Origin of the sequence: Collinsella sp. LCP19S3_B7, assembly GCF_052121795.1 — a bacterium.
Classification (GTDB): domain Bacteria; phylum Actinomycetota; class Coriobacteriia; order Coriobacteriales; family Coriobacteriaceae; genus Collinsella.
The window spans coordinates 102,671-127,493 of sequence record NZ_JBQKDO010000004.1 but is presented as its reverse complement, the minus strand read 5'-3'; the positions used below and the strand labels follow the sequence as shown (position 1 = coordinate 127,493).

The window sequence follows — 24,823 nt, the reverse complement described above, 5'->3', positions numbered from 1 at the left end:
TCGTTTTGGAGGAGGTACCATGCGCTGTCCCAGATGCGGCAATGCACATACCCGTGTTGTCGATTCCCGTATGCAGGAATCTAATAACACCATTAAACGCCGTCGTGAATGTTGTTCGTGCAACTATCGCTTCACAACATTCGAGCGATGCGAAGACCCCATCGAGGTCATCAAATCTGACGGGTCAAGGCAGCGGTTCGATCGTAATAAGCTGCTGGTCGGCTTAATGCGCGCTACGATTAAGCGCGACATCGACACGAAAAAGCTCAATGAGCTCATCGATGACATCGAGGTGGAGCTGCGTTCACGTACGCTGACGGCTGTTACGTCCCACGACCTGGGCGACATGGTGCTTAAGCGCTTGGCCAAGATCGACAAGGTGGCCTACATTCGCTTTGCCTCGGTCTATCGCGATTTCAAAGACATCGATGAGTTTTTGCAAGAGCTCGACAAGCTAAGGTGATTTTATGTCCAACATTACAGTCAACATTAAGCGTCTCGACCCTACGATCGAGCTTCCCAAATACGCCCATCCCACAGATGCCGGTTTGGACCTCCGTGCCAATGAGGACTGTACCCTTAAGCCCTTCGAGCGACGCTTGGTCTCTACTGGCCTTGCGATCGCGCTGCCCGATGGATACGCTGGCTTCGTTCAGCCTCGCAGTGGCCTGGCTATTAAGCAGGGGCTGTCTATAGTCAACACGCCCGGTCTTATAGACGCCCACTATCGAGGTGAGCTTAAAGTCATCCTTATCAACCTGGATCCATCCAATGAAATCCAGATCAACAAGGGTGACCGAATCGCTCAACTCGTCATCCAAGAAGTTCCCACGGTCAATCTCGTGGAGGTAGACGAACTAGACGAAACCGACCGAGGCAACGGAGGCTTCGGCTCCAGCGGCGTCGCCTAGTTGCTTCCGTCCGCTCACCCGTGGGAGGGCCCTATATATCATCCCATGCTCAAACATTCTCGCTGCGCTGCGAAACTGCGCGTGGGACGATATATAGGGCCCTCCCACGGGTGAGCTACGTTTGCATGCTTGTAACTACCGTGCCTCTTCGCTGGAAGCTGATAGCATTAATCAATTTGTAAGCCGGTGCGACAAGGGAGTTTCTCCTTTGTCGCACCGGCTTTCTAGTCGGATTGCAATTTGTTTTCAAGCAGGAAGCCTCTCGTCCGGGACTCACCCATATCGTTCCACGCGCAGTTTCGCAGCGAGCGCAGCGAAGCGAGAATGTTTGAGCATGGAATGATATGGGTGAGTCCCGGACGGGTGGGATTAGTGCGCCCTGCGAAGCGAGAATGTTTGAGCATGGAATGATATGTGTGAGAAGCGGGCGGGAGGGATACGAGCGCCCAGCGAGAATGTTTGAGCATGGAATGATATATGGGCGGCTCCCGCCGAGCAGCGGACTTTCGCCTAGCGGATATGGGCTGGTTTTCCGCCCCAGTAGAAGCGGCAGAAAGCTCGTTTGCGCTTTTGGGGCTTGCCTACAAGTTCCATGGTTGCGATGGCGATGTCCTCGGCCGCGTGTGGACGGCGTAGCACTTCGCCATTGATGAGCAGTGCCTTGAGCGACTCGGGATGATCGTGGAGATGGCGCAGCGTCACGATGAGCTCGCGTGCGGTGGTGACATGCATGCTGGCGCCCAAGTCGGTGAGCATGGTGGTGTTGGCCTTTTCCTGGCCATAGGACTTGCCCAACAGAATCATCGGCAGGTGTGCACACAGGCATTCGGTAACAGTGAGTCCGCCCGATTTGAGAATTGCCAGATCGCAGCCGTGCATGAGCGCTGCCATGTCATCGACATAGTCAAGGACCGTGACGTTTTCGAGTTTCATGGCTTCGAAGAGCGTTTTCAGGCGCGTGGCGTATTCCGTGTCCTTGCCCGGCAAAAAGACAAAGTGCATATCCTCGAAGCTACGGAGGAAGGGGAGGGTGTGGTCCATCGCCGCGCGAAAGCGAACGTACGGTTGAGGCAAACTGGCGCCGGCCATTACCAGCACAATGGTCTTGTCGATAGGGAGATTGAACTTCTCGAGTTCTTCCTCACGATTGTAATCCGTGTCAAATCCAGCGCGAATAGGGATGCCCGTAATGCGTATCTTTGCCTCGGGAACCTTGCGTGGGCGGAGCGTCTCGGCCATAAACTCGTTTGCCACGCAGAATAAGTCAGTATCCTTATGGGGCCACCAGCCCTCGACCTCGTAATCGGTCGGCACGCAAATGACGGGATAGTCGATGCCCGTAATGACGCGCGCACCAACCGCAACGTTGGCTGCCGTGATATGTGTGGCGACCACGGCAATAGGCCTACGAGTGCGAACGTATTCGTTAAATGCGGGGAACATAATGCGCGACCATGCCGTGCCGCCGCCCCAAAGCAGGTGTCCGGTAAGGGTATATCGCCAGGTCAAGTCATAAATTGGGCGTGTGGCGCCGGTAAACGATGCGGCCGTTTTGTTGCCGTCGAATTTTATGCGTCCAAAATCGAGGATATCCAAGACCTCAATCTCGACATCCTGCGGTATGCCCTTGGTGCCGCGTATAAGCTCGAATGCTTGCGCGATAGCATTGGCTGCCGCTTTGTGTCCCGAACCAACCGATGCGTGGACAATGGTCACTAAGGGCTTTTGTACAGGTGACGGCATCAATTGCTCCGATTGGGGGGCGCTTTGCGTGGGCAGGGGAGCGTCATTGCCCATCTGCGTTTGATCCATCGATAACTCCCCTTCATCGTTGTTTCGCAAAGAATCATTGTAGTGCATGACTGTCATGTTCTCCTAAATTTGGGTATGAGCGCAAAGAACGCCAATGTTTCGATGAGAGGACACTCCATGACTACCAATCAGCCGATCGATGTTGCGATTATCGGCGGAGGCCCAGCGGGCTATGCTGCAGCCATTTATGCTGCGCGATCCAATCTAACGACGACTGTGATTGAACAGGGCATGTCGGGAGGACAGATCGCCACAACCAATGAGGTCGAAAACTATCCGGGCATTCCGCTCTTGAGCGGTGCCGAACTCGGCGAGCGTTTTCAGCAACATGCAGAGGGCCTGGGTGCGCAGGTTGCATGGAGCATGGTTACGGGTATCGATTACGATGCGGATGCGGCGCTGTTTACGGTGCATCACGATACGGGCGATACGCTGGCCTCGAGTGTTATCGCTTGCATGGGCGCCACGCCGCGATCTGCTGGCTTTATCGGCGAGGATACGTATCGCGGTCGCGGCGTTTCGTATTGTGCGACGTGCGACGGCATGTTCTTTCGTGGCAAACAGGTCTTTGTCATTGGCGGCGGTAATGCTGCCTGCGAGGAAGCCCTGTTCTTATCAGAAATTGCCAGCAGCGTGACCATCGTCTTGCGCCGCGATCAGTTCCGTGCTCCCGATGGCGTGGTTCAAAAGGTGCTCGCTAAAGATAATATTTCTGTTAGGTACCAAACTAGTATTGTGGAGCTATCGGGCGAGGCCATGCCTACAACTATCACGTTTAAGGACAACGCCACCGGTGATACCTATTCCGAGTCCTTCGATCCAGGTTCGTTTGGCATCTTTGTCTTTGCCGGAACACAGCCCCATACTGAGCTTGTACAGCATCTGGTGGATCTGGCGCCTGACGGCGGTATCGTTACCGACGACTCTATGGCCACTCGCACGCCGGGCTTGTTTGCTGCCGGCGATATCCGTTCCAAGCGTTTACGCCAGGTTGTGACCGCCGTTTCGGACGGAGCCATAGCGGCAACCAGCGCATACGCCTTCTTACGAGGATAAGTACGATAATATATCTTATGTAAGGTTGCTATCTTTTTGCAAAGTGGTTGGACGGTGCGTCAATGTGCTGTCCAACCACTTTTACTTAACGGCTATGTGGTATGCAAAACTAGATAATCTAGAATACAATATAGAAAACGAACGGAGGCCTCTTATGAACCACGTCAAACATGTTATCCCGATGTCCGATACATCGGTCAGCATTAAGCCGGAGGATATTCAACCGACGGTGCTGCCGGATGCATTTATTCAGTCCGATATGGTGGGTAAACTCAATGCGTTGAGTCTGCCACGCTATGACCAGCTGCCCAACGTAACGCTCTATCGCGATCAGGTTATTGAATATGTTGCACTGTGGATGGAGCCGCTTTCGATTTGCGTAGAGCAGCCCGTTATCACGCCTTCGATGATCAATAACTACGTAAAGGTCGGCCTCGTTCCTGCTCCGGTTAAAAAGCAGTATGGCCGCGAGCAGATTGCGCGTCTCATTGCCATTTGTATCTTTAAGCAGGTGCTGCCCATCGCTGCGGTTCAGGCGCTCTTTAATATTCAGCGCTTGAGCTACGACGCTCCGACGGCTTTCGATTATGTAGTCGATCAACTTGAGGCATCGATTCGTGCGGCTTTTTCCCTTGAGCAGACTCCCGTGCCCGATACCGCACATCAGGTTACGCGCGAATCGCTGCTCGTACGCAGTGCGGTTTCGTCTTTTGTATCGAAGGCGTACCTGATGAGCTACCTCAAGTTCAATGGGTTTAATAGCTAGGCGACGTATAACGCGGGCGGGATAAAGAGCCATCAGTCACTTTGTCCCGCCCGCGTTTTTGCTTGGTTGAGCTTTATCGGCCCGAAGCCATGCCCATGCCGTAGCCGATGATGAGACCATGCATCTCGGCGTAATAGGAATCTAGGCCGTTGCAGGGCATGATGATAGTCTTGGAGCCTGGCCAGTGCTCCACAATGCGGTCGGCAAGCGCTTGGGCTCCAGCTTCGTTCTCAACGTGATCGATGATGACCTCGCCGCCCGTGAAACCCTCGGCCTCCATGGTGTCGACAATCTTGGTGAGCATCTTCTTTTCGCCACGCGTATGCCCAACGAGTTCAATTTCGCCCGCTTCGCTCGCCGTGCCCAAAATGCGGATGTTGAGCTTGTTGGCAATAACACCGGCCGCCTTGGGGATACGTCCGGCCTTCGCAAGGTTTTCGTAATTGCATAAACTAAAGAGGATCTTGCTGTTCCGCTCCAAGCTATCGAAGTAGGCGCAGGCTTCCTCAAAGGAGGCATCCGGTTTACTTGCTAGATAACGGTCAAACAGTAAGAAGATCAGGTCCATCTTTCCGCCTGCTGCGCGCGAATTAACCAGGTAAATCTTACGATTTGGCTCTTCGGCAAGCACCATGTCACGCGCGGTGGCCGCGGCATTGTAGCTTCCCGAGACGCCCTCGGAGATGGGCATGCAGATCGTCTTGTCGGCGAGCTTAAAGAGCTCAGCCCACTCCCCTACGCTTGGGCAGGAGCTCGATGATGCGCTGGATTCCGATTGAATGGCAACATTAAGCTCGTGAACATCGAGCGAGAGATCGTCGACAAATTCACGCTCCCCCACTCGGATCTTAAGGGGTGCAAATGCAAAGGTGGTATGAGGTGCGGTTGGTTGCCAATCGCGAAGATTGCAGCTCGAATCTGAGATGAGTGCCCAGCTCATTGAGGGTCCTTTCTAGTTGTTCCTCAACAATTATAGCTATCTTTTGGATAGATGCTGCGCATATCTAGTATTCAAAACTAGATTGTAGTTTACACACAAAATGGGCGGTCGAGATAAAACAATGGACCTCGCTCCCAAAGGATACGAGGTCCACTTTCGTTAGCTGAGTTAAAACACTTAATAGCGAACGAAAATATAATTGTTGTTCATGCCAGCGGCAACGGAGCTGATGATAACGCCCGTGCTGTAGTCGGAAGCATGGATCATCTGGCCGTTACCAATGTAGATGCCGGTGTGGTAAGAGTTAACCACAACGTCGCCCGGCTGAGGATCAGAAACACGGGGCCAACCCATGAAGGTGCCGGTAGTTCCCAGGCGGCAGTAGCGACCGGTGAGACAGTAGCTTACAAAGCCGGAGCAGTCAAAGCTGTTCGGGCCAATACCGCCCCAGGAATAAGCGCAACCAAGCTTGCTATAAGCGCGAGAGACAACGCTGCCGCCGTCAACGGACTGGCTCGGCGCGGAAGGGGCCGGTGCCGGGGCGGGCGTCGAGGGCTGCGGCGTGGGAGCAGGAGCGGGCGCGGGCGCAGGCGTGTTGCCGCCGCCGTTGTTGGTCGTACCGCCACCATTGTTGGTGTTCTCGGTCGTACCGGCGGTGTCGTTGCTCACCGTGGCCTTTTCGGCGGTGCTGGCATTTATGCCAGCCTGCAGCGCGGCGTTCGCCTCGGCCTCGGCAGCAAGCTCGGCCTGCAGCTGTGAATCCAGGGAGTTCACGACACTCTGGGCCTCAGCCTGCTGGGCGTTGAGCTCGTCGACCTTCTTCTGCGTCGCGGCGACGTTCTTCTCCTGCTCGGCCTGCTTATCGGTGAGCTGCTGCTTAAGGTCCTTGACCTCCTGAATGGTCTGGGCCTGCTTGTCGGAAACCTTGCCGTAGTAGAACAAACGGTTGAGCATATCGCCCAGATCGTCGACGCCCGTCAGAACCTGAAGGAGACTCAGACCGCCGGTCTTGTACTCACCGGCAACGTAGCTCGAAAGCTTTGCCTGACCCTCGGCAATCTCTTGCTGCTTTTGCGTGATCTCGCCTGCAGTCTGATCAAGCTCCTGCGTCTGAGCGGAGAGTTCTTCATGAATTTGCTGGGTTTGCGTACCGATCTGCTCGAGTTTGGTACGAGCGGCGGCAAGATCGGACGCGGTATCGGCATAGGCAGGAGCCGCGAGGCCCAAGCCCAAAACACAAGCGAGGGTTGCCGTAGCAGCGCAGCGTGCCATGTTTTTGTGCGTGTTTGCTGTGCGCATGGAGCTTCCTTTCCGGTATCTAAGGGTAGCGGCTAGTCCACCGTTACCAGGCTAAAGAGCTCAACGTCCTCGTTAGAAGGCGTGAGCTTCTTGCGCGGATTAAGAAACGCAAGCTCAAGGATACAACCATAACCTACGAGCTTTGCGCCCATATCTCGCACCAGTTTACCTGTTGCCTCGACTGTTCCGCCCGTCGCGACCAAGTCGTCCAGAATCAACACGGTATCTTTAGAGCTGATGGCATCGACGTGAATCTCAATCGAATCGGTTCCATACTCGAGCTCGTATTCCTGGCTAACGGTCTTACGTGGCAGTTTTCCCGGTTTACGTGCAGGAACAAAGCCGGCGCCGAGTGCCACGGCAACAGGCACGCCTACCATAAAACCGCGAGCCTCGGGTCCTACAACCTTAGTGATGCCCATGCCGGAGAAATGCTCCGCTAGCGCGTCGACCATGGCTTTAAGCGCTTCGGGATTGCTAAAGAGCGGCGTGATGTCCTTAAAGACGACTCCGGGCTCGGGATAGTCGGGGATGTCGACGATGTGAGATTCGAAGTCGTACATGGTGTGACCTTTCATGGGAGGCTGGTTTGTAGAAGCGTTTATTTGTCCGCGCTGGCGGTGCCGGTGTGCGAGGGGGCGACAACCTTAAGCGGCTGCACGAGGGATTCCTCGCGCACGGGGACCGCGGAGGCAGATGCCTCTTCGCTTTTGGCCTTGGTTGATTCGGAGCGTGCGATCTCCTCATCGAGGGCATCGATATCGGCGTCCTCGACTACAGCGTTGAGTGACTCAAATACGCGGTTCTTGAGCAGCGCAGTATGCACGCCCTCGGTGAGGTCATGTAACTTCTTAAACGCGCGTTCGAGCTTGGCGTCGCGTTCGTCATCGGAGGTGTCCATGCCAAGCATACTCACGAGCACTTGCTCGAACATCGAAGACTCGCGGTTGGCGGATGATACGTACTGACGAAGGTTTCGCGGCTCGATATGAAAGCGTGACAGTTCAGAACAGTAGCGGATAATCGGAAAATCGCGCCCGTCGACGAGCTCGCGGTTCTGCGGACTCTTGATAATGCGAATCAGGTCGTTTTCGGCCAAGGAGCGAATAAACGAGATCTCGACGCCCAACATATCCGGAATGGTCTCGATGGGGTGCAGTTTCTGCTTGGTTTCCTTTGGTTCCGTCTTGAGCGGAACATCGGACAGCAGACCCACCTCGTAGGCAAGCGTGGAGAGATCTGTGGCGTTTTCCAGTCGTTGCTTGATCACGTTGAGCGGCATGTAGCGAGTCTTCTGCAGGTGCAGAATGACCTCTAGACGGTCAACGTCCTCCTTGGAGTATTGGCGATACCCCTTAGGCGTACGATGAGGGGTGATGAGCCCCTCATCTTCTAGAAATCTAATTTTTGAGTTCGAAAGATCGGGGTATGCGCCTCGAAGTAAATTGACGACCTGGCCGATACTCAGATAGTTGCGTTCGGCCATGCCCTACTCACCGGTTTCGATGCGCTCCGGCGTGCTCTCGTGGTAGATGAGCGTGAACGTACCGATCTGGACGGAAGATCCGTCGTGCAGCGGGGCGGCATTGACGATAGCGCCGTCAACCCACGTGCCGTTGAGCGAGCCTAAGTCCTCGATGCGAGCAGCCAGACCCTCGCGAATAATGCGTGCGTGGCTACGCGATACGGTCATGTCATTGAGGAAAATGCCGTTTGCCGGATCGCGGCCAATGGTGGTCACATCGTCCTCGAGTTCAAAGGCAGCACCGGTCTGCGGCCCCTTGACAATAGACAGAACGGGGGCAGTGATGCGAACGTTCGCCATAAGATCGGGAACGGTAACGTCGCTCGAAGGCACACGGAAGACGCAGGTTGCGTCGGCAGTCTTATCGTTTTGAGGCATATTGTTAACCATGTTGTCCATGACAACCCCTAACTTAACGCGGACATGCCGCAAAGAATGAACTGTACGTAATAATACCCCAATGGCTTAGTCTTCGATTTCGGGGTTAAGAAAGTCGACGTCTTCGTCCTCTGGATGCGCAACAGCCTGTTTAATGGCCGCTCCACCCTTAATGGAGTAGATGACAGCGGTGAGCATGGAAAAGATGACGCCGCCATACACAAAAAAGATGCCGAGCGGTACCGAGCTGCCGTTGAGGCCCGGGAAGGCCGTGAACGTGGCGGGCAGCAGATGCCAGCCGTCCACGGTGGGAAAGCCCAGCAGCATGAGCGAGAAGCCGGTCATGAGCAGCGCCGTGGCAATCTTGCCGGGAAACACTACGTCGATGGGGCGGCGGTGGTAGTGGCGCACGATGAGCGTGCCGATGCCCAGGTAGATATCGCGACCGATGATGAGCACGCAGACCCAGATGGGAAGCTCGCCGCGAACCACGAGACCTAAAACGCCTGTAAATAGCAGCGCACGGTCGCAGATGGGATCCATAACCTTGCCGAGCCACGAGACCGTTTTAGTCATACGGGCAATCTGACCGTCCATCCAGTCGGTGGAGGCCGCGATGGCATAGATGACAATGGCGACGACACGGTTGTTGTCCGTCACAAACAGGTACAGGAAGACCAGCGTGAGGACCAGGCGCGTGAAGGTAATGAAATTGGAGATCGTGAAAATCTTATTCGACGGGTAATCGGAGGTGCCGATAAGCTCCTTTTTGATCTTCTTTTTGATGCCCACAGGACTCCCCCGCTGGTAAACGACAAAACTCTCGATACTATACCCGTTCTGGCGATGTCTATCCAGCGTAAGCATAGAGAGTCCAGACATGTGGAGGACGCTGCTGGGTGCCACGAGGACTCTCGCGCCGTTGCTTTAACAAAAAACTCTCACAGGAAGTAGCCGCGAGGGCTATGTTGGTAGTTGCAGCTACAGTTATTGTTGAGGGTGAGCAGCGCGTCGCGCACGCCGTAGAGGTAGCCGCTGATGAGCGCCCAGCGCACGCGCTCGTCGAGCACCGGCGCAGAATAGCGATGCATCCCTTTGTACATGGGCACACAAGGGGATACAGCAAAGGCGACCGGAGGTCGCAATGCCCTCCTGGTGAATAGCTACCAAGGTGGGTAAAACCACATCGAACGCCGCTCACGCCAGGGCGGCGTTCACCTTTTGGTTCCACCCGCCAGCACCTCCCCTCTTGATACTGCAAGGGTTTCATTGTGGTGATAGACCGACACCGTTCATCGTTGTTTCGGGCTCGTTCGCAAAGTCGTGAACGCACTCCCCTCTTGTTCAGCGCATAATGGCGCACCGTATGCGGCTGAGCGGCCGCACGCTAAAGGAGAGGTGCCCGCATGGGCATCGAGAGAGAGGATGCAGTATGAACCTGAGGGAAAAGTACGGTGAGTGGGGCCTGATCCTGGGCGCGACCGAGGGCGTCGGCAAGGCGTTCTGCGAGAAGATCGCCGCCGGCGGCATGAATGTCGTCATGGTCGGCCGTCGCGAGGAGAAGCTGAACGTGCTCGCCGGCGAGATCCGTGAGACCTACGGCGTGGAGACCAAGGTCGTGCGCGCCGACTTTAGCCAGCCCGACGCTGCCGAGACCGTCTTCGCCGCGACCGAGGGCCTGGACATGGGCTTCATGAGCTACGTGGCCTGCCTGCACAGCTTCGGCAAGATCCAGGACACTCCCTGGGAGAAGCACGAGGCCATGATCAACGTCAACGTCGTGACCTTCCTCAAGTGCTTCCACCACTACATGCGGATCTTTGCCGCCCAGGACCGCGGCGCCGTGATCAACGTCTCGTCGATGACCGGCATCAGCTCCAGCCCCTGGAACGGCCAGTACGGCGCGGGCAAGGCCTTCATCCTCAAGATGACCGAGGCCGTGGCCTGCGAGTGCGAGGGCACCGGTGTCGACGTCGAGGTCATCACCCTCGGCACCACCCTAACCCCCAGCCTGCTGTCCAACCTCCCCGGCGGCCCGCAGGGCGAGGCTGTCATGAAGATCGCCCTCACCCCCGAGGAGTGCGTCGACGAGGCCTTTGAGAAGCTGGGTAAGGAGCTCTCCGTCATCGCCGGCCAGCGCAACAAGGACTCCGTCCACGACTGGAAGGCCAACCACACCGAGGACGAGTACATCCGCTACATGGGCTCGTTCTACCGCGACTAGCAGCTGCCGCGGCGCGTGCGCGAGGGCGCGTGCGGGTTCGCAGGTAGAGATGCGAGTGCGAGGGTTTCTTTGCGGGGGCGTGCGGATGCGGCGCCCGCAAAGAAACCCTCTTTTCATGGGTGGGCGCGACGGTATCTCTGCGCTCATCGTCGAGGGCGACCTGCCCGGCTCCCTCGCGATCTCCCCGCACGGGACCCTGCGCTCCGGCATCCTCTGGACCGTGTCCCGCTCGTGCCTAGTGGGCCGGCCGATCCGGCCCTCAGGGTATCGGATTCCCGCATTCATCCGTACATGTTCGTGTGAATGCGGGAGGTGTTCGGATGAGGTTGATATTCAAGGTGTAGACCGTTTTCTTGGTACTCCTCAAATGCGGCAGGGTTTTTCGAGTTTGTAGATGCTAATATAACCCTGCTCTCGAAAGAGGGCTCAGTCCCGGCTGGTAAACCTGACGTTTGGCGTGGTGTGCGTGACACGCATAGCGGGCATGGCCGCGATAGAATTTTCCATGCGGAGGGGTTCGACCCCACAGCGCCCCGAGGGTTTCGGGGGGCGAACTGGCAGGCAGGGAACCGGGGTGCAGGCTGTCCAGAAGGAGGGATGTAATGCCTCTTCTTCTTTTTTGCCACATCAATCTTCTGGCTTGATAGGTTTTTCGTACGTGTGATTGGGTTGCGGAAGGGATTGGCATGAGAGTTGCGGAAATTGCGGAAAGGGTCGGTTGCGATCCTGAGTCTGCGTATGCGAAATTCGCCGACACACGTGAAGGCACACGCTTTCACAACATGCAGTGGCCCATTTTCGTCACCGACGAAAACTATCGCTCGTTTTGCAAGGCGCTGGCAGATTATGCCAACATTTTTCTGCCGCGTCGCCCATATGGCGCTCGATAAGCTCGCGAATGCAGCAGGCATCGGGAAGCCTTCGGTAGCACCCCTTTTTATATTGGCCTATTCAGTTTCGGTCGTCTTGCGCGGGAAGTCGAGCAGGCGGTCGCGGTAGTACTCGTACTGTTGATGCCTTGCCTCAATCTCGGCGGGGAGGCCGTCGGTCAGCGATGTCGTGAGGTCGTCGAAGCGGTCGAGGATGTCGACGACCTTCCGCTGGGTTTCGAGGGACGGGACGGGAATCTCAAGTCGGGTGACTACATCCTTTGAAAACCGCGGTATGCTCGCCTTCCTCACCTGAGCCTTAAGCGCCCCTTGGGAGCGCAGCAGTGCGTGAAATGCGTACCTGCCGCCGATTCCTTCATTGCATTCAACTGAATAGCAATCATCGGCCGCCCAGTACTCAGACTCCGAGTACCCTATTTCGCCGGCAGCGCCTGCACAGATGACGAACGGAGTGCCAGCGGGTTCGTTGAAATCTGTATGATATCCGAGTGGGGCGAGGCAGTTCTGAAATACAGGGTAGCCCTCGCTTGCGGACAGGTGTTTCTTTACGACTCGTTTACCCCTCTTGATATTGGCGACATCTCCCAGCCTCTTCATCTCGACCGGCTTGCCGTCCAGCGCCTCCAGGCTCTCCAGCGACAGCAGGCGGTCGCGGTAGTGGGCGTACTGCTGCCTGCGGCAGTCCAGCTCTTCGGTCAGGGTGTCGGTCAACTCGGCGAAGGTATCCAGGATGCGGACGATCTCGCGCTGCACCTCGATAGGCGGGACGGGGATTTCGAAATGCGAGTATTCGCTGATCCAGTGTCGCTTATGGTCGAGCGGCGAGAATGAAATCATCTGCATCGCATAGTACGCATACCTGATGGTTGCGAGATTCTCATCCGCCGCGGTCAGCATCTTCATGCCTGAGGACTTTGCCTTGAAGGGGAAATCGACCCATTTGAAATCGGTCGTGAAGTCATCGAAGATGATGACTGGGTTCTCGGCACTTGCTGGGTAGATTCCGTCTTCCTCCGACGTATAGCCGAGAATGAATGTCTTTCCCGCCGTCAGGACGGGAGTAGTGAACTCGTCTGAATAATCCTTGCTCGCAACGAGATACTTTGTCGGCTGCTCGTAATTGAGAACGTCGCCGATCTCTTTGTACTCCACCCCGTCAGGGCAAAGCTCGGCGACCAGGGTGTTGATTCTGCTCATGCTTCCTGCCTTCAAGCGGGCACGGCGTTGGGGTCGCCGCGTGGCCGCCAATCGAGTCGATTGCTCTTTGAAGTGTGCAGGAAGGCGTGGGAAACTCTGGAGTGTTGCCGCAGCGGCAACATCAGTGACAGGAGACTATCTTAATGAGTTCATCAGTTACCGATGTGTGTGCTGTGCTGTAGTCAAAACCGATTGTGATACGGGTACTTCCGAATAGGCTTTCTGGGCTCAAACGGGTAGCCTGAGCTGGTAGGTCGTTCGTTTCGGCTGCTTAGGATCTTGAATAATAACAAAGCGCTTGGCTTGAGAGTGCCTTTGGAGGGCACTTTCGCTGTTGTGCTAGACGCTTTGCGTGTAGCTCGGTAGGTGTGTAGCGATGTAGGGCGCTATCTTGTACCGAAACGCAGTTTTTGGAGCTGCTTTTCCTATAAGTTGAGAGGCCTCCTCGTTTCTTGCGAGAAGGCCTCTATCTCTTTGAAAGTGGAATTATGTTTGGAATCGGCATCAATAACTGATGACAAATGCGAAGGACCTAAGCATTAGGAAACAGCATTTTGGCGGTTTGCTCTTTGGAATACTTCGCGGTGTCGATCTCGCTCTCGTAGGGGTCCATGTAGCCGTGGAGCCAGACGACCAGCTCGCGGCCCTCCGTCTCGTTCTCGCCGAGCCCGATCAGTTCCTCAACGGACATGTCGGCGCGGTCGCGCGAACCGTCCTTTCCCGCGAGTTCCCAGCCGAGCTGCAGAGCGCACTTCTCGTGCAGGCTGAGGTCACCCATCCCGATCTCCCCGAAGTCGAGCGGGGACGACCACTTGCGGTACGGGACGGCATCGTATTGGAGGGCGACGTTTAGGTACTCGAGCGGCTCGTAGACCTCGTGCAGGTCGCAGTACTGGAAGAGGACGTCGCAGTCGATCTCGGGGTTATGCATGACCGCCGCGGCGAGCAGGTTAGCGTCCTCGACGGTGCCGAACTCATCGAGGGGGAGCCACTCGAACGGCGCGAAGCGTCCGAGGTACTTCCATGCGCGGAGTCGGAGGGAACCCGGCTCGACTCCCTCACGCCCGGCCTCGCGTGCGAGCGCGTCCGCCAGCGCGGCGGGTGCCAGCGGCAGGCGGATCTCGGCACCGACGCTAGGGTCGGAACGATAGGTCTCGAAGGACGCGCCATCGGCAGCCGTCACCCAGACGGCGATTGCGGATTTGCCGGTATTCTCGTTCTGTTCCATTTGGATTAACCTTTTCCTTGGAAGTTGCGTCGATTAAGAGTCTATCGCTGTCGCAATCGGTCGTCCAGATCTCGGGGAGGGAAAGATGGGAAAACTGAGCCATGATGAGTTCCTCGGGCGGCTGCGTGAGCGAAACTCGCACTATGCCGCCGGCGAGTTCGAGGTTATCGGCAGCTACGGCGGCATCAGCGCTCCCCTTCGGTGCCGCTGCCTGGTCTGCGGTAACGTCTGGGATGGCAACCCCGACTCGATGCTGCGCCGAAACTCCCGATGCCCGAAATGCGGGCGCAGGGCGGCGGGCAAGACCTCGGGGAAATCGAGGACGTTGACGCATGAGGCGTTCGCCGGGCGTGCGGCCGATGCCTGCCCGGATATCGAAATCGTCGGTAAATACATGGGCGCCAACACGAGGCTTGCCGTCCGCTGCCGCAACTGCGGCTACTCGTGGGATGCCTTCCCCGCGACCGTACTACGCTCCTGCTCTTGTCCCTGCTGTACCAACCGCGTCGCGGTGGAAGGGGTCAACGACTTAGCGACCACGCATCCCGAGATCGCGGCGGAGTGGGACTACGAGCGCAACGGGGAGCTGAGGCCCACCGACGTCGTGGCGGGTTCATCTAAAAGGGTCTGGTGGCGATGCTCCGAGGGGCATGAGTGGCAGGCCATCATATACAGGAGGAAGGCGGGCGGGGGCAGCTGCCCCGTCTGCGGAAAGTAGAGGGGAGGGTCCAAGCCCTCCCCTATCTTTAGCTATAGGCCGTAGACCTCGGCCATCGCCTCGCCGATGCGGTGCGGGACGCCCGTGACGAGGGCGTTGCCCATGCAGAAGGCGCGGTGCCCGTCGGTCATGCCCGTGTCGGTCCAGCCCTTGGGGAATCCCTGCAGCCGGTCGAGCTCGTCGGGCACCAGACGGCGGAAGCGGCCGTCGGGGCACTCTATGACGTGCTTGAAGCGGCTCGCGCCGGTGCCGCCCTCGCCGGTGAGGATCGTGCGACTCGGCTTCTCGATGGAGTCGGGGAAGCTCATGGATCCCTCGGAGTAGGTGTAGGTGAAGCCCGTCTTCTTGTTGGTGCGCTCCTCGCGCTTGGCGCCCTTGAGGTAGCGCCAGTCGGGCAGCTTCTCCTCGGCGATGTAGAACTGCTCGGGGACGTCCGATTCGTCTATCAGCACGTCTCGCAGCACGCGCCGCTCGCCGCGGTAGTCCTCGGCGAAGTCGCAGGTGAGGACATGGCATCCCTGCATCACGCCCGCCGTCTTGAACTGCGATACCTTCTGGCCGACGCCGAAGCGGGTCGAGTTCTCGTAGGGGTCGGGCAGGACATCGAACTCTGCCATCTCGTCGGGATAGACGGCGGGGAACGCCTTGGCCATGACACCGCGGCGCATGAGCTCAACGAAATCGATATCGCCAGCATCCTTCTCGCAGAAGATGTAGATGCGCTTGCGGCGCTGCGGGAAGCCGTACTCGGCGGAGTTGACCACGCGCCACTCGACCGTGTAGCCGAGGTCGGCGAGGCAGCTCAGGATGATGGCGAAGTCGCGCCCGCGCTGGGACGCGGGGGACTTGAGCAGGCGGTCGACGTTCTCGAACAGGCCGAATCGGGGTTTCTTCATTTCGAGGAAGCGGTAGATGTCCCACCACAGGACGCCCTTCTTGCCCTCGATGCCGTGTGCCTGGTTGAGGGGACGCGCCACGGAGTAGTCCTGGCACGGGAAGCCGCCGACGACCATGTCGACGTCGGGGATCTGGGTCTCCCCCGCCTCGGCCATGTCCAACACCCTGTTGATGTCCTCGTTCACCACGGAGCCCTCGCCGAAGCGCTCGGCGTAGCATCGGGCGGCGAACTGCCTGGAATCGGTTCCTGGCGGCTCCCACTGGTTCGCCCAGACGGTGGTGAAGGGGCCGGCTGGCTCCATGTAGAACTCGGGATGGTTGGGGTCCGCATAGCCCTCTAGGCCAAGTCGGAACCCGCCGACGCCCGCGAAGAGCTCGGCGATTTTGATCTCAGACACGTTTCTCCAATCGCTGCTGTGTCCGTTCTTGCGTGATCGATGATAACCGATCTCGCGGACAAGATCAAGGGGAACGGCTAGAGGGCGATTGCCGCAGCGGCAAGACTACCGAGGCGCAACCTGTGTTCGATAGATTATACGAGCTGGTAAACATGTCCGAAAGAAATGGTCTATGACAAAGATACGTACTGCCGCTCGGGCGCTTGGGTTCGCCGGTCTGATCGCGGTGGCCGTGGTCGGAGCTTCAGGATGCAACAACCCCGCAACCGGAGTCGACAGCCCGCAGACGACCGAGAGCAGCACAACCCTAGCTGATGGCAAAGTTGAATACTCGATTACCGGCGTAGAGTTGCATAAGCAAATTTCATTTGTGGGCGAAGACCCTGGACAAGTTGGACAAGTGGTCGCTATTCGGTGGCACGCCAGGAACGTCGGTTCAACTGATGCCTGGGCCTGTCCAATAATGAAGGTTTACCAGAACAAAAGGGCGCTTTTCGTTGGCACTGCTGAAGATATCGATGATCCCGGTATTCAAGAACTTGCTCCCGGTGGAGAGTTCGACGGCGTTGATGTCTATAAAATCGAAGACCTTTCCCCGGTCGAGGTCAAAATCACCAATCCGCATGGCAGTTCAAATGAGGTTGACCAGACTTTTAATCTGGAATAGGACGATGCGCTAAAGATACAGAGCCGTGCTGAGCTGTTCAATCAGCTCCTTGCCCTTGATCCAGACGTTCTGGCGATACATCCTCACGCCGTTGACTTCTACAGGCTTGTCGTTCGCATCGGTGCCCGTGCCGCGGACGAACAGGACGCCGTCGCGGCTCTTCGGCCAGTTGGGCGCCGTCATGGGTATCCCCGTCTTGGGCGTCACGCGCGGCGTGCCGTCCTTCTTCAGGATGGGCGCGTCTACAAGATCGTTGCTGAATACAAGGTCGCGCATGCCGTCCCAGAGTGCCCTGGCGGCATCGAGGTGGGTCCCGAGCCAAAGGGTCTTGAAACCCATGAAGCGGCACTGGCGCAGCGGGCAGTCGCGGTACTGTTCCTCGAGCACGGCGACGACCATGGTGGAGTCTATGAAAGGCGCCGCGAATGCGGAGTCCTCGAACTCGACTGAGGGGTCGCACAGCTCGTCGAAGTCGATTGAGGGGTTCAGCTTCATGTCCTCGGTTCTGCCGCCCGTGGGCGTCAGCGTCATCGTCTTGAAGACGAGACCGGCTTTGGCGAAGAGCGGGACCTGAGAGATCTTGCCGGCATGCCCCGTGAAGAGTCTGACCACGACCTGCTCGGCGAGTGACTTATTCTCGCGTCCGGATTTCGTCTTAATCGGCAGGTCGAACTGTGCGGCAAGGTCCTCGAGCGTCTTGCCGGCGCAGGTATCGGAGATACCGTGCAGGTGCGCCCTGAGCGAACCCATCGAGGACAGCCAGCCCTGGTCGGGAATCATCCCCATATCGTCATCCAGCCGCTCGCGAGCCATCTGGGTGACGAGGGACGCCTTCAGGCGGAACCTCGGCCTGTTGGGCCATTTCGGCGAGGTGTCGAGGTAGAGCAGCTGGGGATTGACGAGCGTGGAGAGGTTCGGCAGCTCGGCATCGATATCGCCCTCGAGGGCGGTGCGGACGAATTCCCGCACGACCGTCCAGTCCGCCTCCAGGCGGCATCGGTCGACCTCGCGCCACGTATGGAGGTCGTAGCCCTTGAACTCGAAGCCGGCGTACTCGACCGCCACTCCCCTGCCGGGGCGCACGTAGAGGTAGTAGACGACCAGCAGGCGCTCGGCCTTGTGCCAGAAGGCCGAGGTGGAGAAGCTCTCCGCGACAATGCCCTCGGGCGCCACGGCGGTGATGGACATGGGTTCCTTCGCCCGCCAGCCGCCTCGGGCGCCCTCGACGAGCCCCGTGGCTTTGACCTCCCACGGTTGCCCGTCGATGAGGATATCGGGGCGGCGATCTGAATCTGCGGGGTAGCCCAGCACAGACTGCTCGATGATGGCACCGATCCTGCCCTTGTTGCGGGATGCCCCCGATGCGGCGAGGACGCCGGCCGTATCGACATCGGCCACGGTGTGTCCGACTATGCCGCCGAAACGCCGGCGGATATCCTGTTCGGTGAAGCTGTGGTTGCCCTTGGCCATGCTCTCCCCTTTCTCCCCTGGGCCCAAGGATAGCGATCTTTCGCCTATCGGGGCGTCTACGAGGGAAGCGACTCCGATGACACCGTCGTGTCGCGCGGGCGGTACTTCCGTATCTCGGCATCGATGTCCGAGGGCGCGAAGGTCATCGGGGTCAGCTCGCCTATCAGCAGGGGGATGTCCATGGCGCCGTCCAGGTCGAGCGCCAGCGAGCGCAGCTTCTCGAACGAGACGAGCGCTGCGGCGTCGTTGGGCGTTATCACGTCGAGCGTCTCGCGGTTCGCCGCGATGATGACGGCGAGCTCCATCCCCTGCTTCTTGCAGACCTTCAAGGCATCGAGGAAATCGGAGCCGATGCTCATCTGATGCCTGAAGGTTATCCGGGCCCATGTGGAGCCCTTCACGTAGTATCCCGAGTCGCCAAGCCAGCCCGCCTCGGTGAGCTTGCGGTCGATGACGGCGTTGAGGGTCTTCTGCATCCCCTTGGGGGCCCTCTTCCCGAGGCGTATCTTGGCGTCGCGCTCGGCGTAGAACTCGACGGACGACTCGGACCAGACGTCGTCCGCGAGGATGTCGGCGAGCTCGACCGCCTCGGGGGTCAACTCGGGCGCGGCCCAGGGCGCGGCGGTGTAGCGAAGTCTCATCTCTCCCCTTCCGTTGCTTCGGGTTTCCAGAATTCGGGTCTCGGCGGGCATTCGCCGCACGCGAACGCCATCGACAGCGCGGAGGGGTCAGGCAGGGTCTCGGGCCTACTGCCGTCACCGGCCCTCTCCGCAATGCCCCTGCCCTCCAGGATGTCGGTCAGGACCGCGTTGTCCAGCGGGCGCGACGGGTCTCCGGCCGAAGAGAAGGCGGCGGGACGGCCGTCTGGGTCCTCGATGACCGCTAGGTCGTCGGTTCCGAAGTCCCTCTCCCGCCATAGCGCGGACGAAAGCGAGACCGTTTGGTCGCACCCCACCTCCGCGGTGAGCTCGACTTCGCCGCCGCCCGCGAGCGAGAAGCTCATGAGGCCCGCGCCGAGGTCGGTGTGGGCGAAGGAGGATTCCGCCGCGTCCATGAGGGCGTAGCGGATGGAGTCCGACGCCGTCTCGCCCGGTCCCCCGCTGCCGGCGAAGAGCCTCTCGAGCGCCCTCGTCTGCGCGGAGTTTCTGAGTTCGAGCAACGACTCCATCCCCTCGTCGATGGAGGGCGAGCCGGAGAGGATGGCGTCGCGGATCTCCGTGGCCACGACGTCGGGGAACTCGCCCACCGCGAGGTTGGCGGTATGGAACCTCTCCTGGATTCTCGTGTACATCCGCTGCTCGACGCTGCGGGGGTACCAAACGTTGTAGATGTCCACCTCGTCGGCTTTCTGTCCAAGTCGCGCGACGCGGCCGATCCTCTGCTCGAGGACCGAGGGCGTCCACGGGACGTCGACGTTGACGAGCACGCGTGCCGCCTGGAGGTTGAGGCCCTCTGAAGCCGCGTCGGAGCAGATGAGCAGCCTGAGGTCGCCGCGCCTGAGGGCGTCGGTCATCTCGGTCTTCGCGCATGCGCGGACGTCGTCCCCGCGGTGGATCTCGGATGCCGAGCCGCTGTAGATGCCGTACGCGTAGGCGTCCGAGCCCTCGCGGCAGCGGAACTCACCCGCCAGCGCGTCCACGGTGTCGGTGTAGCGCGAGAAGAGGAGCACCCTGTCCCCGGCCGCCAGGCTCTTGAGGGCGATGTCCACCGACTCCTTGACCTTCATGTCGAGCCCGCGCCTGATGAGGCTCTCGGCCTCCTCGATTAGCGGCCTGATGGCCGCCGCCTCGATGGACGCGGTGGCGGCGACGTTCGCCGCGCTCAAGCCGTCGAGGTCGTCGGGGATGTCCGCCGAGGCGGCATCCCCGTCCTCGAACAGGTCGGCGTCGTCATCCGGGTCGGTGCCGAGCCCGAGGTCGGCGAGGATCCCCCAGTCGGGGTCCGCCGTTCCGGAAAGGCCGGACCTGACTGAATTCAGCTTGGCGAGTCGGCGCTTCAGGCTCCTGTAGCACGAGCAGAGCGAGGACGAGATCCTCTGCTGGTAGCCTACCCTCGTGAATCCGGTGGAGTTCCTCCTGCCGGGGCGCATCGCCTCCTCGATCGAGAAGTACTCGTTCGAGATGTATGCGTCGACCCTGCCGTAGAACGACATGACCTCGCGCTGGCCGTCGAGCGACACGGCGTGCAGGTTGCGCCTCGGGAAGCGATAGCCGACCCCCTCCAGTGAGCGCCTGGTGTTCCTGACGGTGAGCAGGTGCGCGGGGTGGAGCATGGTGAGCGCCTCGCGCACCGCGCCCCAGTTCCTCTGGACGTAGTCGGCGAGCGCGATGGAGTCGGCGCGGTCGATGCCGGCGAGCGCCGCCACCGACGCCCTTGACGCGTGACTGAGCTCGGAGAGGTCGGGGCGCATCTCGTCGAGGGTCGACAGGAGCAGCTTCGCCGATTCAGCTGCGGATGTGAGGTCGGGCGCTGCGTTCGAAGCTATCGTCTCGAGGGATCCCAGGAAGCGACTCTCCTTCCTCCATCTCTTCGGCAGCCCGAGAAGCCGCAGGAGCGCGTGGTACTCGGATGCCTCCTTCTGCATCGGCGTGGCCGTCGCGAGGATCACGTGCGGTATCTGGGCGCAGACTGACTCGAGCATGGCGTAGAGCCTCGTCTTCTTCTTGCGCCCGCCCGCCTGCCTGCTGACGCGGGCAGCGTGGGCCTCGTCCACGACGAGCAGGTCCGGAAGGACCGCGTCGCCGCGCTCGAGGCAGCCGGGCCTGCTGCGGCTCCCGCGGGCGTACTGGGCGGAGACCAGGGCTATGTCGGGACGACCGGCCCCGAGGGGGTTTCCCGCCTGCGGGCGCTCGGTCCCGTCCGCGCCCACGTAGAGGCCCCTGGTGGAGTCGTAGAGCCACGCCTCGATGCCGAAGCGGTCGCGCAGCTCGGACTGCCACTGGGAGAGGACGGATTTGGGCGTGAGGATGACGACGCTCCGCACCCCGCAGAACCTGACCATGAAGGCCATGGCCGCCGCGGCCTCGAACGTCTTCCCCAGCCCGACCTCGTCGGAGAGCAGGACCCTGACGGGCCAGCGGGACAGGGCGTCCACGACCGCTCGCTCCTGGTGTTGGTAGAGCCCGGGGATGTCGCCGGAGACGAAGAAGTACGAGGGCATCCTACGTGCCGTCGCGATAGCGCCCTCCGCGCCCGCGGCATGCGCCGCGACGGGTCGGGGCACGCTCCCGCCGAAGCCGCGCTCGATGGCGGATGCGACCGATTGGGTTATCTCGCAGGACGTCACGCCCTCGGCGGAACCCTCCCACAGGCCCTTGAAGACCCCGCGCCAGCCCTTCTCGACGCCGGGCGTCTCCCAAGACTTCTGCACCATGATTGTCTCGTAGTTGCCGCCGAGCCCCGAGCGCGTCTCGTTGGCGCTCCCCGAGGCGATGACGGAGTTGCCCTGGGAGTCCCGCAGCAGGAACAGCTTCGTATGGAATAGTCCGCCGTCGTCCGTGGCGGCGGCCCTCACCTCGAGCAGCCCGTCGGCGATCATCCACGCGAGCGTCGCCAGCCGCTCGCGCTGGAGGGCGTCGGATAGGCCGAGGATGCCCTCCCCGATCTCGCGGCCGATGCGTTCCGCCTTGGCGCGTAGCGGCTTGGCAGGGTCCGCCGCCGCGGCCAGCTCGCCGGGGATGCTGTGGATGCCGACGATGAGGCGCATGCGGCCGCCGCGGGCGTACAGCCCCTCCACCCCCGCCGAGATGGCGATGAGGGAGTCGAGCGTGTAGTAGCTCGTCACCCGGTCGTATTCGTCCGCCGCGCCGAGCAGCGGCAGGAGAAACTCGGAGAGCAGCCTGCTGCCGCGTCCGGTGTAGACGTATCCGATGCCGAGGGAGGGGAAGCCCTCCCGCCTGGGGTCGCGGGGCATGGGCTACCTTCCCAGCGCGTCGAGGATGCGGTCGCAGGCGTCGGCGTCGCCGTCGATGCTGTCGCGGCATATCGCGCCCGCGTCCGCGATCTTCTCGAGGAGCTCGCGGAGCTTGCTCGATTGCTTGTCAGACAGGACCTTGCCCCTGCCCCTCTGTCCCGCCACGCTCGTCATGAACTTGACCATGAACTTGTCGTCCGCCTTGTACTGCTTGGCCTTCTCGAGGGCGTGCCTGATGTCGGCGCCGGACAGCGCCGCGACCCTCTGGTCGGCGGTCGGCTCCGCGATGGCGACCATGGAGCGGTACATTGCCTCGGCGGCATCCATACGGTCGCGGGAATCCCGCCCGCGCTGGGCGGTCAGCGCCTCCAGCGAGCGCCTCGCCTCGTCCTCGCTCGCGCAGTTGAGGAACGTCCACGCGGTCCTCGGCGGGTTCGCGGCGGCGATCTCGGAGAGGAGGTCCTCGTCTAGGCCGCCCAGCTCGAGGAGCGCCTCCAGCTCGGATGGCGTCGCGTTGATATAGGCCGCGGCGGTGCCGAGGTCGAGTCCCGCCGAGTAGAAGTCGGACGAGACGGACGAAGCCCTCTCGTCCAGCGGCATTCCGGCGTCGTCCCATGCCCTCTTGATCGACTCGAGCGCATCAAGCCTGTTCATGCTACTCCTCTCCCTTCATGCCGCAGCGCACCGCGACCCAGTCGTTGCGCATCCTGGTCGCCTCCGCCGGGGCGACGGACAGCTTCTCCACGAGCACGCGGTAGATGGCGTCGGATGCCGCCAGCACCTGCCTCACCTCGTCGCTGACCTTCTTCTTCCACAGCGGGTGGCCCTCGTAGACGATCACCTGGAGCGCCGAGGGGTCGCCGTCGTCGTCGCCCTCCTCGTAGATGTAGTCGAAGGGCGCGTTGACGTCGCTGCCCCTGCCCCTGTTGACGATCGTGATATTGACGGTGAGGCCCGACTCGAGCTCGAGGGACCTCTCGGTCACGACGTTTCGCACCGTCGTGTTGATGCCCGCCGTGTCCGCCGCGGTGCTCTCCTCAACGGGAGCGGTCAGCTCGTCATCGGGCAGGATCGAATCGCCGCCGTACTGCTCGGCGAGGCTCTCCGCGACCCTTCGGACCTCCTGCGCGTCGTGTACATTGCCGGAGCGAGACAGATGGCGCGAGCCCGCGACGAGGGTCTTCAGGTACTCCTTCATGTAGCCGGAGACCAGCTTCCACTCGGGCGTCTCCTGAAGCCCCTGCTTGTAGAAGGTCGAGTCGATGAAGCCGAGCTCGACGTCGCCGATGATACGGCTCGTCATGAGGTGCGCCTTGAACCAGGACTTGTCCCAGGGCATGACGAGCTGCCCGTGGCGGTAGATGTTGAAACCGTACATGCCGTCGTTGTGCGTCTGGTCGCTGAGAGCCATCCAGCCCGTGATGCGGTACTTGCCGTTCGGCCCGCAGGCGGTATCGATATCGACCTTGGTACCGGGTAGGTATTTGTAGCTGACGGGCTCGATCTCCGTCCTGTCGCGCCCCTGCACGAGCACGATGCGGTCGCCCGTCTCGAGGTGTCCCTTGAAGGCAGCGCCCAGGTACCTGACGATGGCGCCCGGCATCGGGTCGGGGTTCCTCAGACGGCTGATGATGAATGCGCTGCCGTGGGGGACCCTGGCGAGCACGCCCGTGCCGTCGACCGGCCCGTCCTCGATGACGACGTCCCAAGCGTCCGCGCCCGAGTCCCTGCGACTGTAGTCGTTGATGTCAAACGCGACGTGGTACTCGGTGTCCTCGCCGACCGGACGCGTGAAGATCTCGTAGTACGCGCCGAGGGCCGAGCACGCGGCCTTGAAGCCCATGCCGAAGTGGCCCTTGGCGTCCTCGCCGCGCTCGAGATGGCGCGACATGTCCTCGGCGATGCAGACCGCCTTCTCGAGGATGTCGCCCGTCATGCCCCTGCAGTTGTCGATGACGCTGATCTTGTCGTCGCCGAGCAAGACGGCGACCTCGACTTTCTCATTTCCCACCCTAGCGTCGAAGCAGTTCGCGACCAGCTCGCCGATGGACTCGGGAACCGACTGGTTGGTCGCGCCGATGTTCGCCATCAGGCGCGGCGAAGGGTAGTTCTTCACCGTGCGACTCCCCATGGGGACCTCCGGAAATAATCGTCGGGGGCCGGCGGGCGCAGTCGCGCCGCAAGCCCCGCATTCGTTGCCATACGCCATAAGTTTACTTATTGCGCCCCTCGATTTATTGAGCAACAAATTCTATCTGGCGAACGGTCGCGTTCCGGGCGTACCCGGGGTGTGCCGGATGAAGTATGGTCTATCGCGTTTCCAACCGAAGGGAGGTGAGAATATGGACGAGCGGGCCAAGGGCAGGGTCTACGACGTCTGCCATGAGATGCGCGGACTCGCCTCGGTTCTTGACGCCGCCCACGGGGACATGGCCGAGCCGGAGCTGATAGTCGAGTATGCGTCTGAGCAGATTTCAAGACTTTCGGATATGCTCGCGGCGGCAATCGTCGGCAGCCGGCGGGATTGATATCCG

Annotated in this window: 25 protein-coding genes; 9 read left to right on the top strand and 16 right to left on the bottom strand. The window is 60.1% G+C overall.

Translation table 11 applies throughout. The annotated features are described in order from the left end of the window. Positions 1-19: 19 nt before the first annotated feature. Both nrdR and dut read left to right on the top strand, forming a co-directional pair. Positions 20-463, top strand: coding sequence for a transcriptional regulator NrdR (gene nrdR, locus ACTQW0_RS03095; RefSeq protein ID WP_427717459.1), 444 nt, complete (start codon positions 20-22; stop codon positions 461-463). A gap of 4 nt (positions 464-467) precedes the next feature. Continuing rightward, a complete protein-coding gene (gene dut, locus ACTQW0_RS03090) occupies positions 468-911 on the top strand; it encodes a dUTP diphosphatase (RefSeq protein WP_427726800.1) in 444 nt (147 codons plus the stop codon). Between the two features lie 510 nt (positions 912-1,421). Here dut and ACTQW0_RS03085 read toward each other — a convergent pair. Continuing rightward, positions 1,422-2,654 (bottom strand): MGDG synthase family glycosyltransferase, encoded by a 1,233-nt coding sequence (locus tag ACTQW0_RS03085; protein ID WP_441546996.1) that lies wholly within the window; start codon positions 2,652-2,654, stop codon positions 1,422-1,424. A gap of 186 nt (positions 2,655-2,840) precedes the next feature. Here ACTQW0_RS03085 and ACTQW0_RS03080 point away from each other — a divergent pair, with 186 nt between their 5' ends. Further along, positions 2,841-3,779: an NAD(P)/FAD-dependent oxidoreductase gene (locus ACTQW0_RS03080; protein WP_441548236.1), complete on the top strand. Its 939-nt coding sequence runs from the start codon at positions 2,841-2,843 to the stop codon at positions 3,777-3,779. A 154-nt stretch (positions 3,780-3,933) separates the two neighbouring features. Continuing rightward, positions 3,934-4,545: a DUF1836 domain-containing protein gene (locus ACTQW0_RS03075; RefSeq protein WP_427726793.1), complete on the top strand. Its 612-nt coding sequence runs from the start codon at positions 3,934-3,936 to the stop codon at positions 4,543-4,545. A 73-nt stretch (positions 4,546-4,618) separates the two neighbouring features. Here the strand turns inward: ACTQW0_RS03075 and ACTQW0_RS03070 are convergent, their stop codons facing one another. The 7 genes from ACTQW0_RS03070 to ACTQW0_RS03040 form a co-directional block, all read right to left on the bottom strand. Further along, a complete protein-coding gene (locus ACTQW0_RS03070; RefSeq protein WP_441566884.1) occupies positions 4,619-5,485 on the bottom strand; it encodes a DegV family protein in 867 nt (288 codons plus the stop codon). A 177-nt stretch (positions 5,486-5,662) separates the two neighbouring features. Then, complete coding sequence (locus ACTQW0_RS03065; protein ID WP_154516376.1) at positions 5,663-6,784, bottom strand: coiled-coil domain-containing protein; 1,122 nt, start codon at positions 6,782-6,784, stop codon at positions 5,663-5,665. 32 nt (positions 6,785-6,816) lie between these two features. Then, entirely contained in the window at positions 6,817-7,347 is a 531-nt protein-coding gene (locus tag ACTQW0_RS03060) for an adenine phosphoribosyltransferase (RefSeq protein WP_195838556.1), read from the bottom strand. Between the two features lie 38 nt (positions 7,348-7,385). Further along, positions 7,386-8,270: a transcriptional regulator FtsR gene (ftsR, locus tag ACTQW0_RS03055; RefSeq protein WP_154516382.1), complete on the bottom strand. Its 885-nt coding sequence runs from the start codon at positions 8,268-8,270 to the stop codon at positions 7,386-7,388. A gap of 3 nt (positions 8,271-8,273) precedes the next feature. After that, positions 8,274-8,708: an FHA domain-containing protein gene (locus ACTQW0_RS03050; protein WP_195838557.1), complete on the bottom strand. Its 435-nt coding sequence runs from the start codon at positions 8,706-8,708 to the stop codon at positions 8,274-8,276. Between the two features lie 66 nt (positions 8,709-8,774). Next, positions 8,775-9,479, bottom strand: a complete 705-nt coding sequence (locus ACTQW0_RS03045) for a CDP-alcohol phosphatidyltransferase family protein (protein WP_441031238.1) — start codon at positions 9,477-9,479, stop codon at positions 8,775-8,777. A gap of 149 nt (positions 9,480-9,628) precedes the next feature. Then, a complete protein-coding gene (locus tag ACTQW0_RS03040; RefSeq protein ID WP_441015440.1) occupies positions 9,629-9,778 on the bottom strand; it encodes a hypothetical protein in 150 nt (49 codons plus the stop codon). A gap of 341 nt (positions 9,779-10,119) precedes the next feature. Here ACTQW0_RS03040 and ACTQW0_RS03035 point away from each other — a divergent pair, with 341 nt between their 5' ends. Together ACTQW0_RS03035 and ACTQW0_RS03030 are read left to right on the top strand one after the other, a co-directional pair. Then, complete coding sequence (locus ACTQW0_RS03035) at positions 10,120-10,911, top strand: 7beta-hydroxysteroid dehydrogenase (RefSeq protein ID WP_154516391.1); 792 nt, start codon at positions 10,120-10,122, stop codon at positions 10,909-10,911. Positions 10,912-11,597: 686 nt separating this feature from the next. Further along, the gene (locus ACTQW0_RS03030; RefSeq protein WP_441566882.1) at positions 11,598-11,801 is read left to right on the top strand and encodes a hypothetical protein; all 204 of its coding nucleotides are present in this window, start codon (positions 11,598-11,600) and stop codon (positions 11,799-11,801) included. 57 nt (positions 11,802-11,858) lie between these two features. Here the strand turns inward: ACTQW0_RS03030 and ACTQW0_RS03025 are convergent, their stop codons facing one another. Beyond that, complete coding sequence (locus ACTQW0_RS03025; RefSeq protein ID WP_441566880.1) at positions 11,859-12,998, bottom strand: restriction endonuclease subunit S; 1,140 nt, start codon at positions 12,996-12,998, stop codon at positions 11,859-11,861. A 532-nt stretch (positions 12,999-13,530) separates the two neighbouring features. Continuing rightward, positions 13,531-14,226: a hypothetical protein gene (locus tag ACTQW0_RS03020; protein WP_441566878.1), complete on the bottom strand. Its 696-nt coding sequence runs from the start codon at positions 14,224-14,226 to the stop codon at positions 13,531-13,533. Between the two features lie 85 nt (positions 14,227-14,311). Here ACTQW0_RS03020 and ACTQW0_RS03015 point away from each other — a divergent pair, with 85 nt between their 5' ends. Beyond that, positions 14,312-14,944 carry a zinc-ribbon domain-containing protein gene (locus tag ACTQW0_RS03015; protein ID WP_441566876.1) on the top strand — a complete coding sequence of 211 codons (633 nt, stop codon included), beginning with the start codon at positions 14,312-14,314 and terminating at the stop codon, positions 14,942-14,944. 32 nt (positions 14,945-14,976) lie between these two features. On the opposite strand, the gene dcm is transcribed toward ACTQW0_RS03015, so the two are convergent. Continuing rightward, positions 14,977-16,239: a DNA (cytosine-5-)-methyltransferase gene (gene dcm, locus ACTQW0_RS03010; RefSeq protein WP_441566874.1), complete on the bottom strand. Its 1,263-nt coding sequence runs from the start codon at positions 16,237-16,239 to the stop codon at positions 14,977-14,979. Between the two features lie 172 nt (positions 16,240-16,411). Between dcm and ACTQW0_RS03005 the strand changes: the two genes are divergently transcribed. Continuing rightward, complete coding sequence (locus ACTQW0_RS03005; protein ID WP_441566872.1) at positions 16,412-16,906, top strand: hypothetical protein; 495 nt, start codon at positions 16,412-16,414, stop codon at positions 16,904-16,906. A gap of 9 nt (positions 16,907-16,915) precedes the next feature. Here ACTQW0_RS03005 and ACTQW0_RS03000 read toward each other — a convergent pair whose 3' ends face one another. From ACTQW0_RS03000 to ACTQW0_RS02980, 5 genes are read right to left on the bottom strand one after another with little or no spacing between them, the layout of a single operon-like run. Continuing rightward, the gene (locus ACTQW0_RS03000; RefSeq protein ID WP_441566870.1) at positions 16,916-18,403 is read right to left on the bottom strand and encodes a MutH/Sau3AI family endonuclease; all 1,488 of its coding nucleotides are present in this window, start codon (positions 18,401-18,403) and stop codon (positions 16,916-16,918) included. A gap of 29 nt (positions 18,404-18,432) precedes the next feature. Further along, positions 18,433-19,017 (bottom strand): hypothetical protein, encoded by a 585-nt coding sequence (locus ACTQW0_RS02995; protein WP_441566868.1) that lies wholly within the window; start codon positions 19,015-19,017, stop codon positions 18,433-18,435. Next, complete coding sequence (locus ACTQW0_RS02990) at positions 19,014-22,289, bottom strand: helicase-related protein (protein WP_441566866.1); 3,276 nt, start codon at positions 22,287-22,289, stop codon at positions 19,014-19,016. Before ACTQW0_RS02990 ends, ACTQW0_RS02995 begins: the two co-directional genes overlap by 4 nt. Before the next feature lie 3 nt (positions 22,290-22,292). Continuing rightward, complete coding sequence (locus ACTQW0_RS02985; protein ID WP_441566865.1) at positions 22,293-22,943, bottom strand: hypothetical protein; 651 nt, start codon at positions 22,941-22,943, stop codon at positions 22,293-22,295. Between the two features lies 1 nt (position 22,944). Then, positions 22,945-24,405, bottom strand: a complete 1,461-nt coding sequence (locus tag ACTQW0_RS02980; RefSeq protein ID WP_441566863.1) for an ATP-binding protein — start codon at positions 24,403-24,405, stop codon at positions 22,945-22,947. A 226-nt stretch (positions 24,406-24,631) separates the two neighbouring features. On the opposite strand from ACTQW0_RS02980, the gene ACTQW0_RS02975 reads away from it, so the two are divergent. After that, positions 24,632-24,817 carry a hypothetical protein gene (locus ACTQW0_RS02975; RefSeq protein ID WP_441566862.1) on the top strand — a complete coding sequence of 62 codons (186 nt, stop codon included), beginning with the start codon at positions 24,632-24,634 and terminating at the stop codon, positions 24,815-24,817. Positions 24,818-24,823: the final 6 nt, after the last annotated feature.

Coding starts and splice junctions, on each gene's coding strand:
- ACTQW0_RS03035 (WP_154516391.1), top strand. CDS start 10,120: ATGAACCTGAGGGAAAAGTACGGTGAGTGGGGCCTGATCCTGGGCGCG.
- ACTQW0_RS03065 (WP_154516376.1), bottom strand. CDS start 6,784: ATGCGCACAGCAAACACGCACAAAAACATGGCACGCTGCGCTGCTACG.
- ACTQW0_RS02990 (WP_441566866.1), bottom strand. CDS start 22,289: ATGCCCCGCGACCCCAGGCGGGAGGGCTTCCCCTCCCTCGGCATCGGA.
- ACTQW0_RS02975 (WP_441566862.1), top strand. CDS start 24,632: ATGGACGAGCGGGCCAAGGGCAGGGTCTACGACGTCTGCCATGAGATG.
- ftsR (WP_154516382.1), bottom strand. CDS start 8,270: ATGGCCGAACGCAACTATCTGAGTATCGGCCAGGTCGTCAATTTACTT.
- ACTQW0_RS03050 (WP_195838557.1), bottom strand. CDS start 8,708: ATGGACAACATGGTTAACAATATGCCTCAAAACGATAAGACTGCCGAC.
- ACTQW0_RS03025 (WP_441566880.1), bottom strand. CDS start 12,998: ATGAGCAGAATCAACACCCTGGTCGCCGAGCTTTGCCCTGACGGGGTG.
- ACTQW0_RS03080 (WP_441548236.1), top strand. CDS start 2,841: ATGACTACCAATCAGCCGATCGATGTTGCGATTATCGGCGGAGGCCCA.
- ACTQW0_RS03075 (WP_427726793.1), top strand. CDS start 3,934: ATGAACCACGTCAAACATGTTATCCCGATGTCCGATACATCGGTCAGC.
- ACTQW0_RS03015 (WP_441566876.1), top strand. CDS start 14,312: ATGGGAAAACTGAGCCATGATGAGTTCCTCGGGCGGCTGCGTGAGCGA.
- ACTQW0_RS03085 (WP_441546996.1), bottom strand. CDS start 2,654: ATGCCGTCACCTGTACAAAAGCCCTTAGTGACCATTGTCCACGCATCG.
- nrdR (WP_427717459.1), top strand. CDS start 20: ATGCGCTGTCCCAGATGCGGCAATGCACATACCCGTGTTGTCGATTCC.
- ACTQW0_RS02995 (WP_441566868.1), bottom strand. CDS start 19,017: ATGAGACTTCGCTACACCGCCGCGCCCTGGGCCGCGCCCGAGTTGACC.
- ACTQW0_RS03040 (WP_441015440.1), bottom strand. CDS start 9,778: ATGCATCGCTATTCTGCGCCGGTGCTCGACGAGCGCGTGCGCTGGGCG.
- ACTQW0_RS03005 (WP_441566872.1), top strand. CDS start 16,412: ATGACAAAGATACGTACTGCCGCTCGGGCGCTTGGGTTCGCCGGTCTG.
- ACTQW0_RS03020 (WP_441566878.1), bottom strand. CDS start 14,226: ATGGAACAGAACGAGAATACCGGCAAATCCGCAATCGCCGTCTGGGTG.
- ACTQW0_RS03070 (WP_441566884.1), bottom strand. CDS start 5,485: ATGAGCTGGGCACTCATCTCAGATTCGAGCTGCAATCTTCGCGATTGG.
- dut (WP_427726800.1), top strand. CDS start 468: ATGTCCAACATTACAGTCAACATTAAGCGTCTCGACCCTACGATCGAG.
- ACTQW0_RS03030 (WP_441566882.1), top strand. CDS start 11,598: ATGAGAGTTGCGGAAATTGCGGAAAGGGTCGGTTGCGATCCTGAGTCT.
- ACTQW0_RS03060 (WP_195838556.1), bottom strand. CDS start 7,347: ATGTACGACTTCGAATCTCACATCGTCGACATCCCCGACTATCCCGAG.
- ACTQW0_RS02985 (WP_441566865.1), bottom strand. CDS start 22,943: ATGAACAGGCTTGATGCGCTCGAGTCGATCAAGAGGGCATGGGACGAC.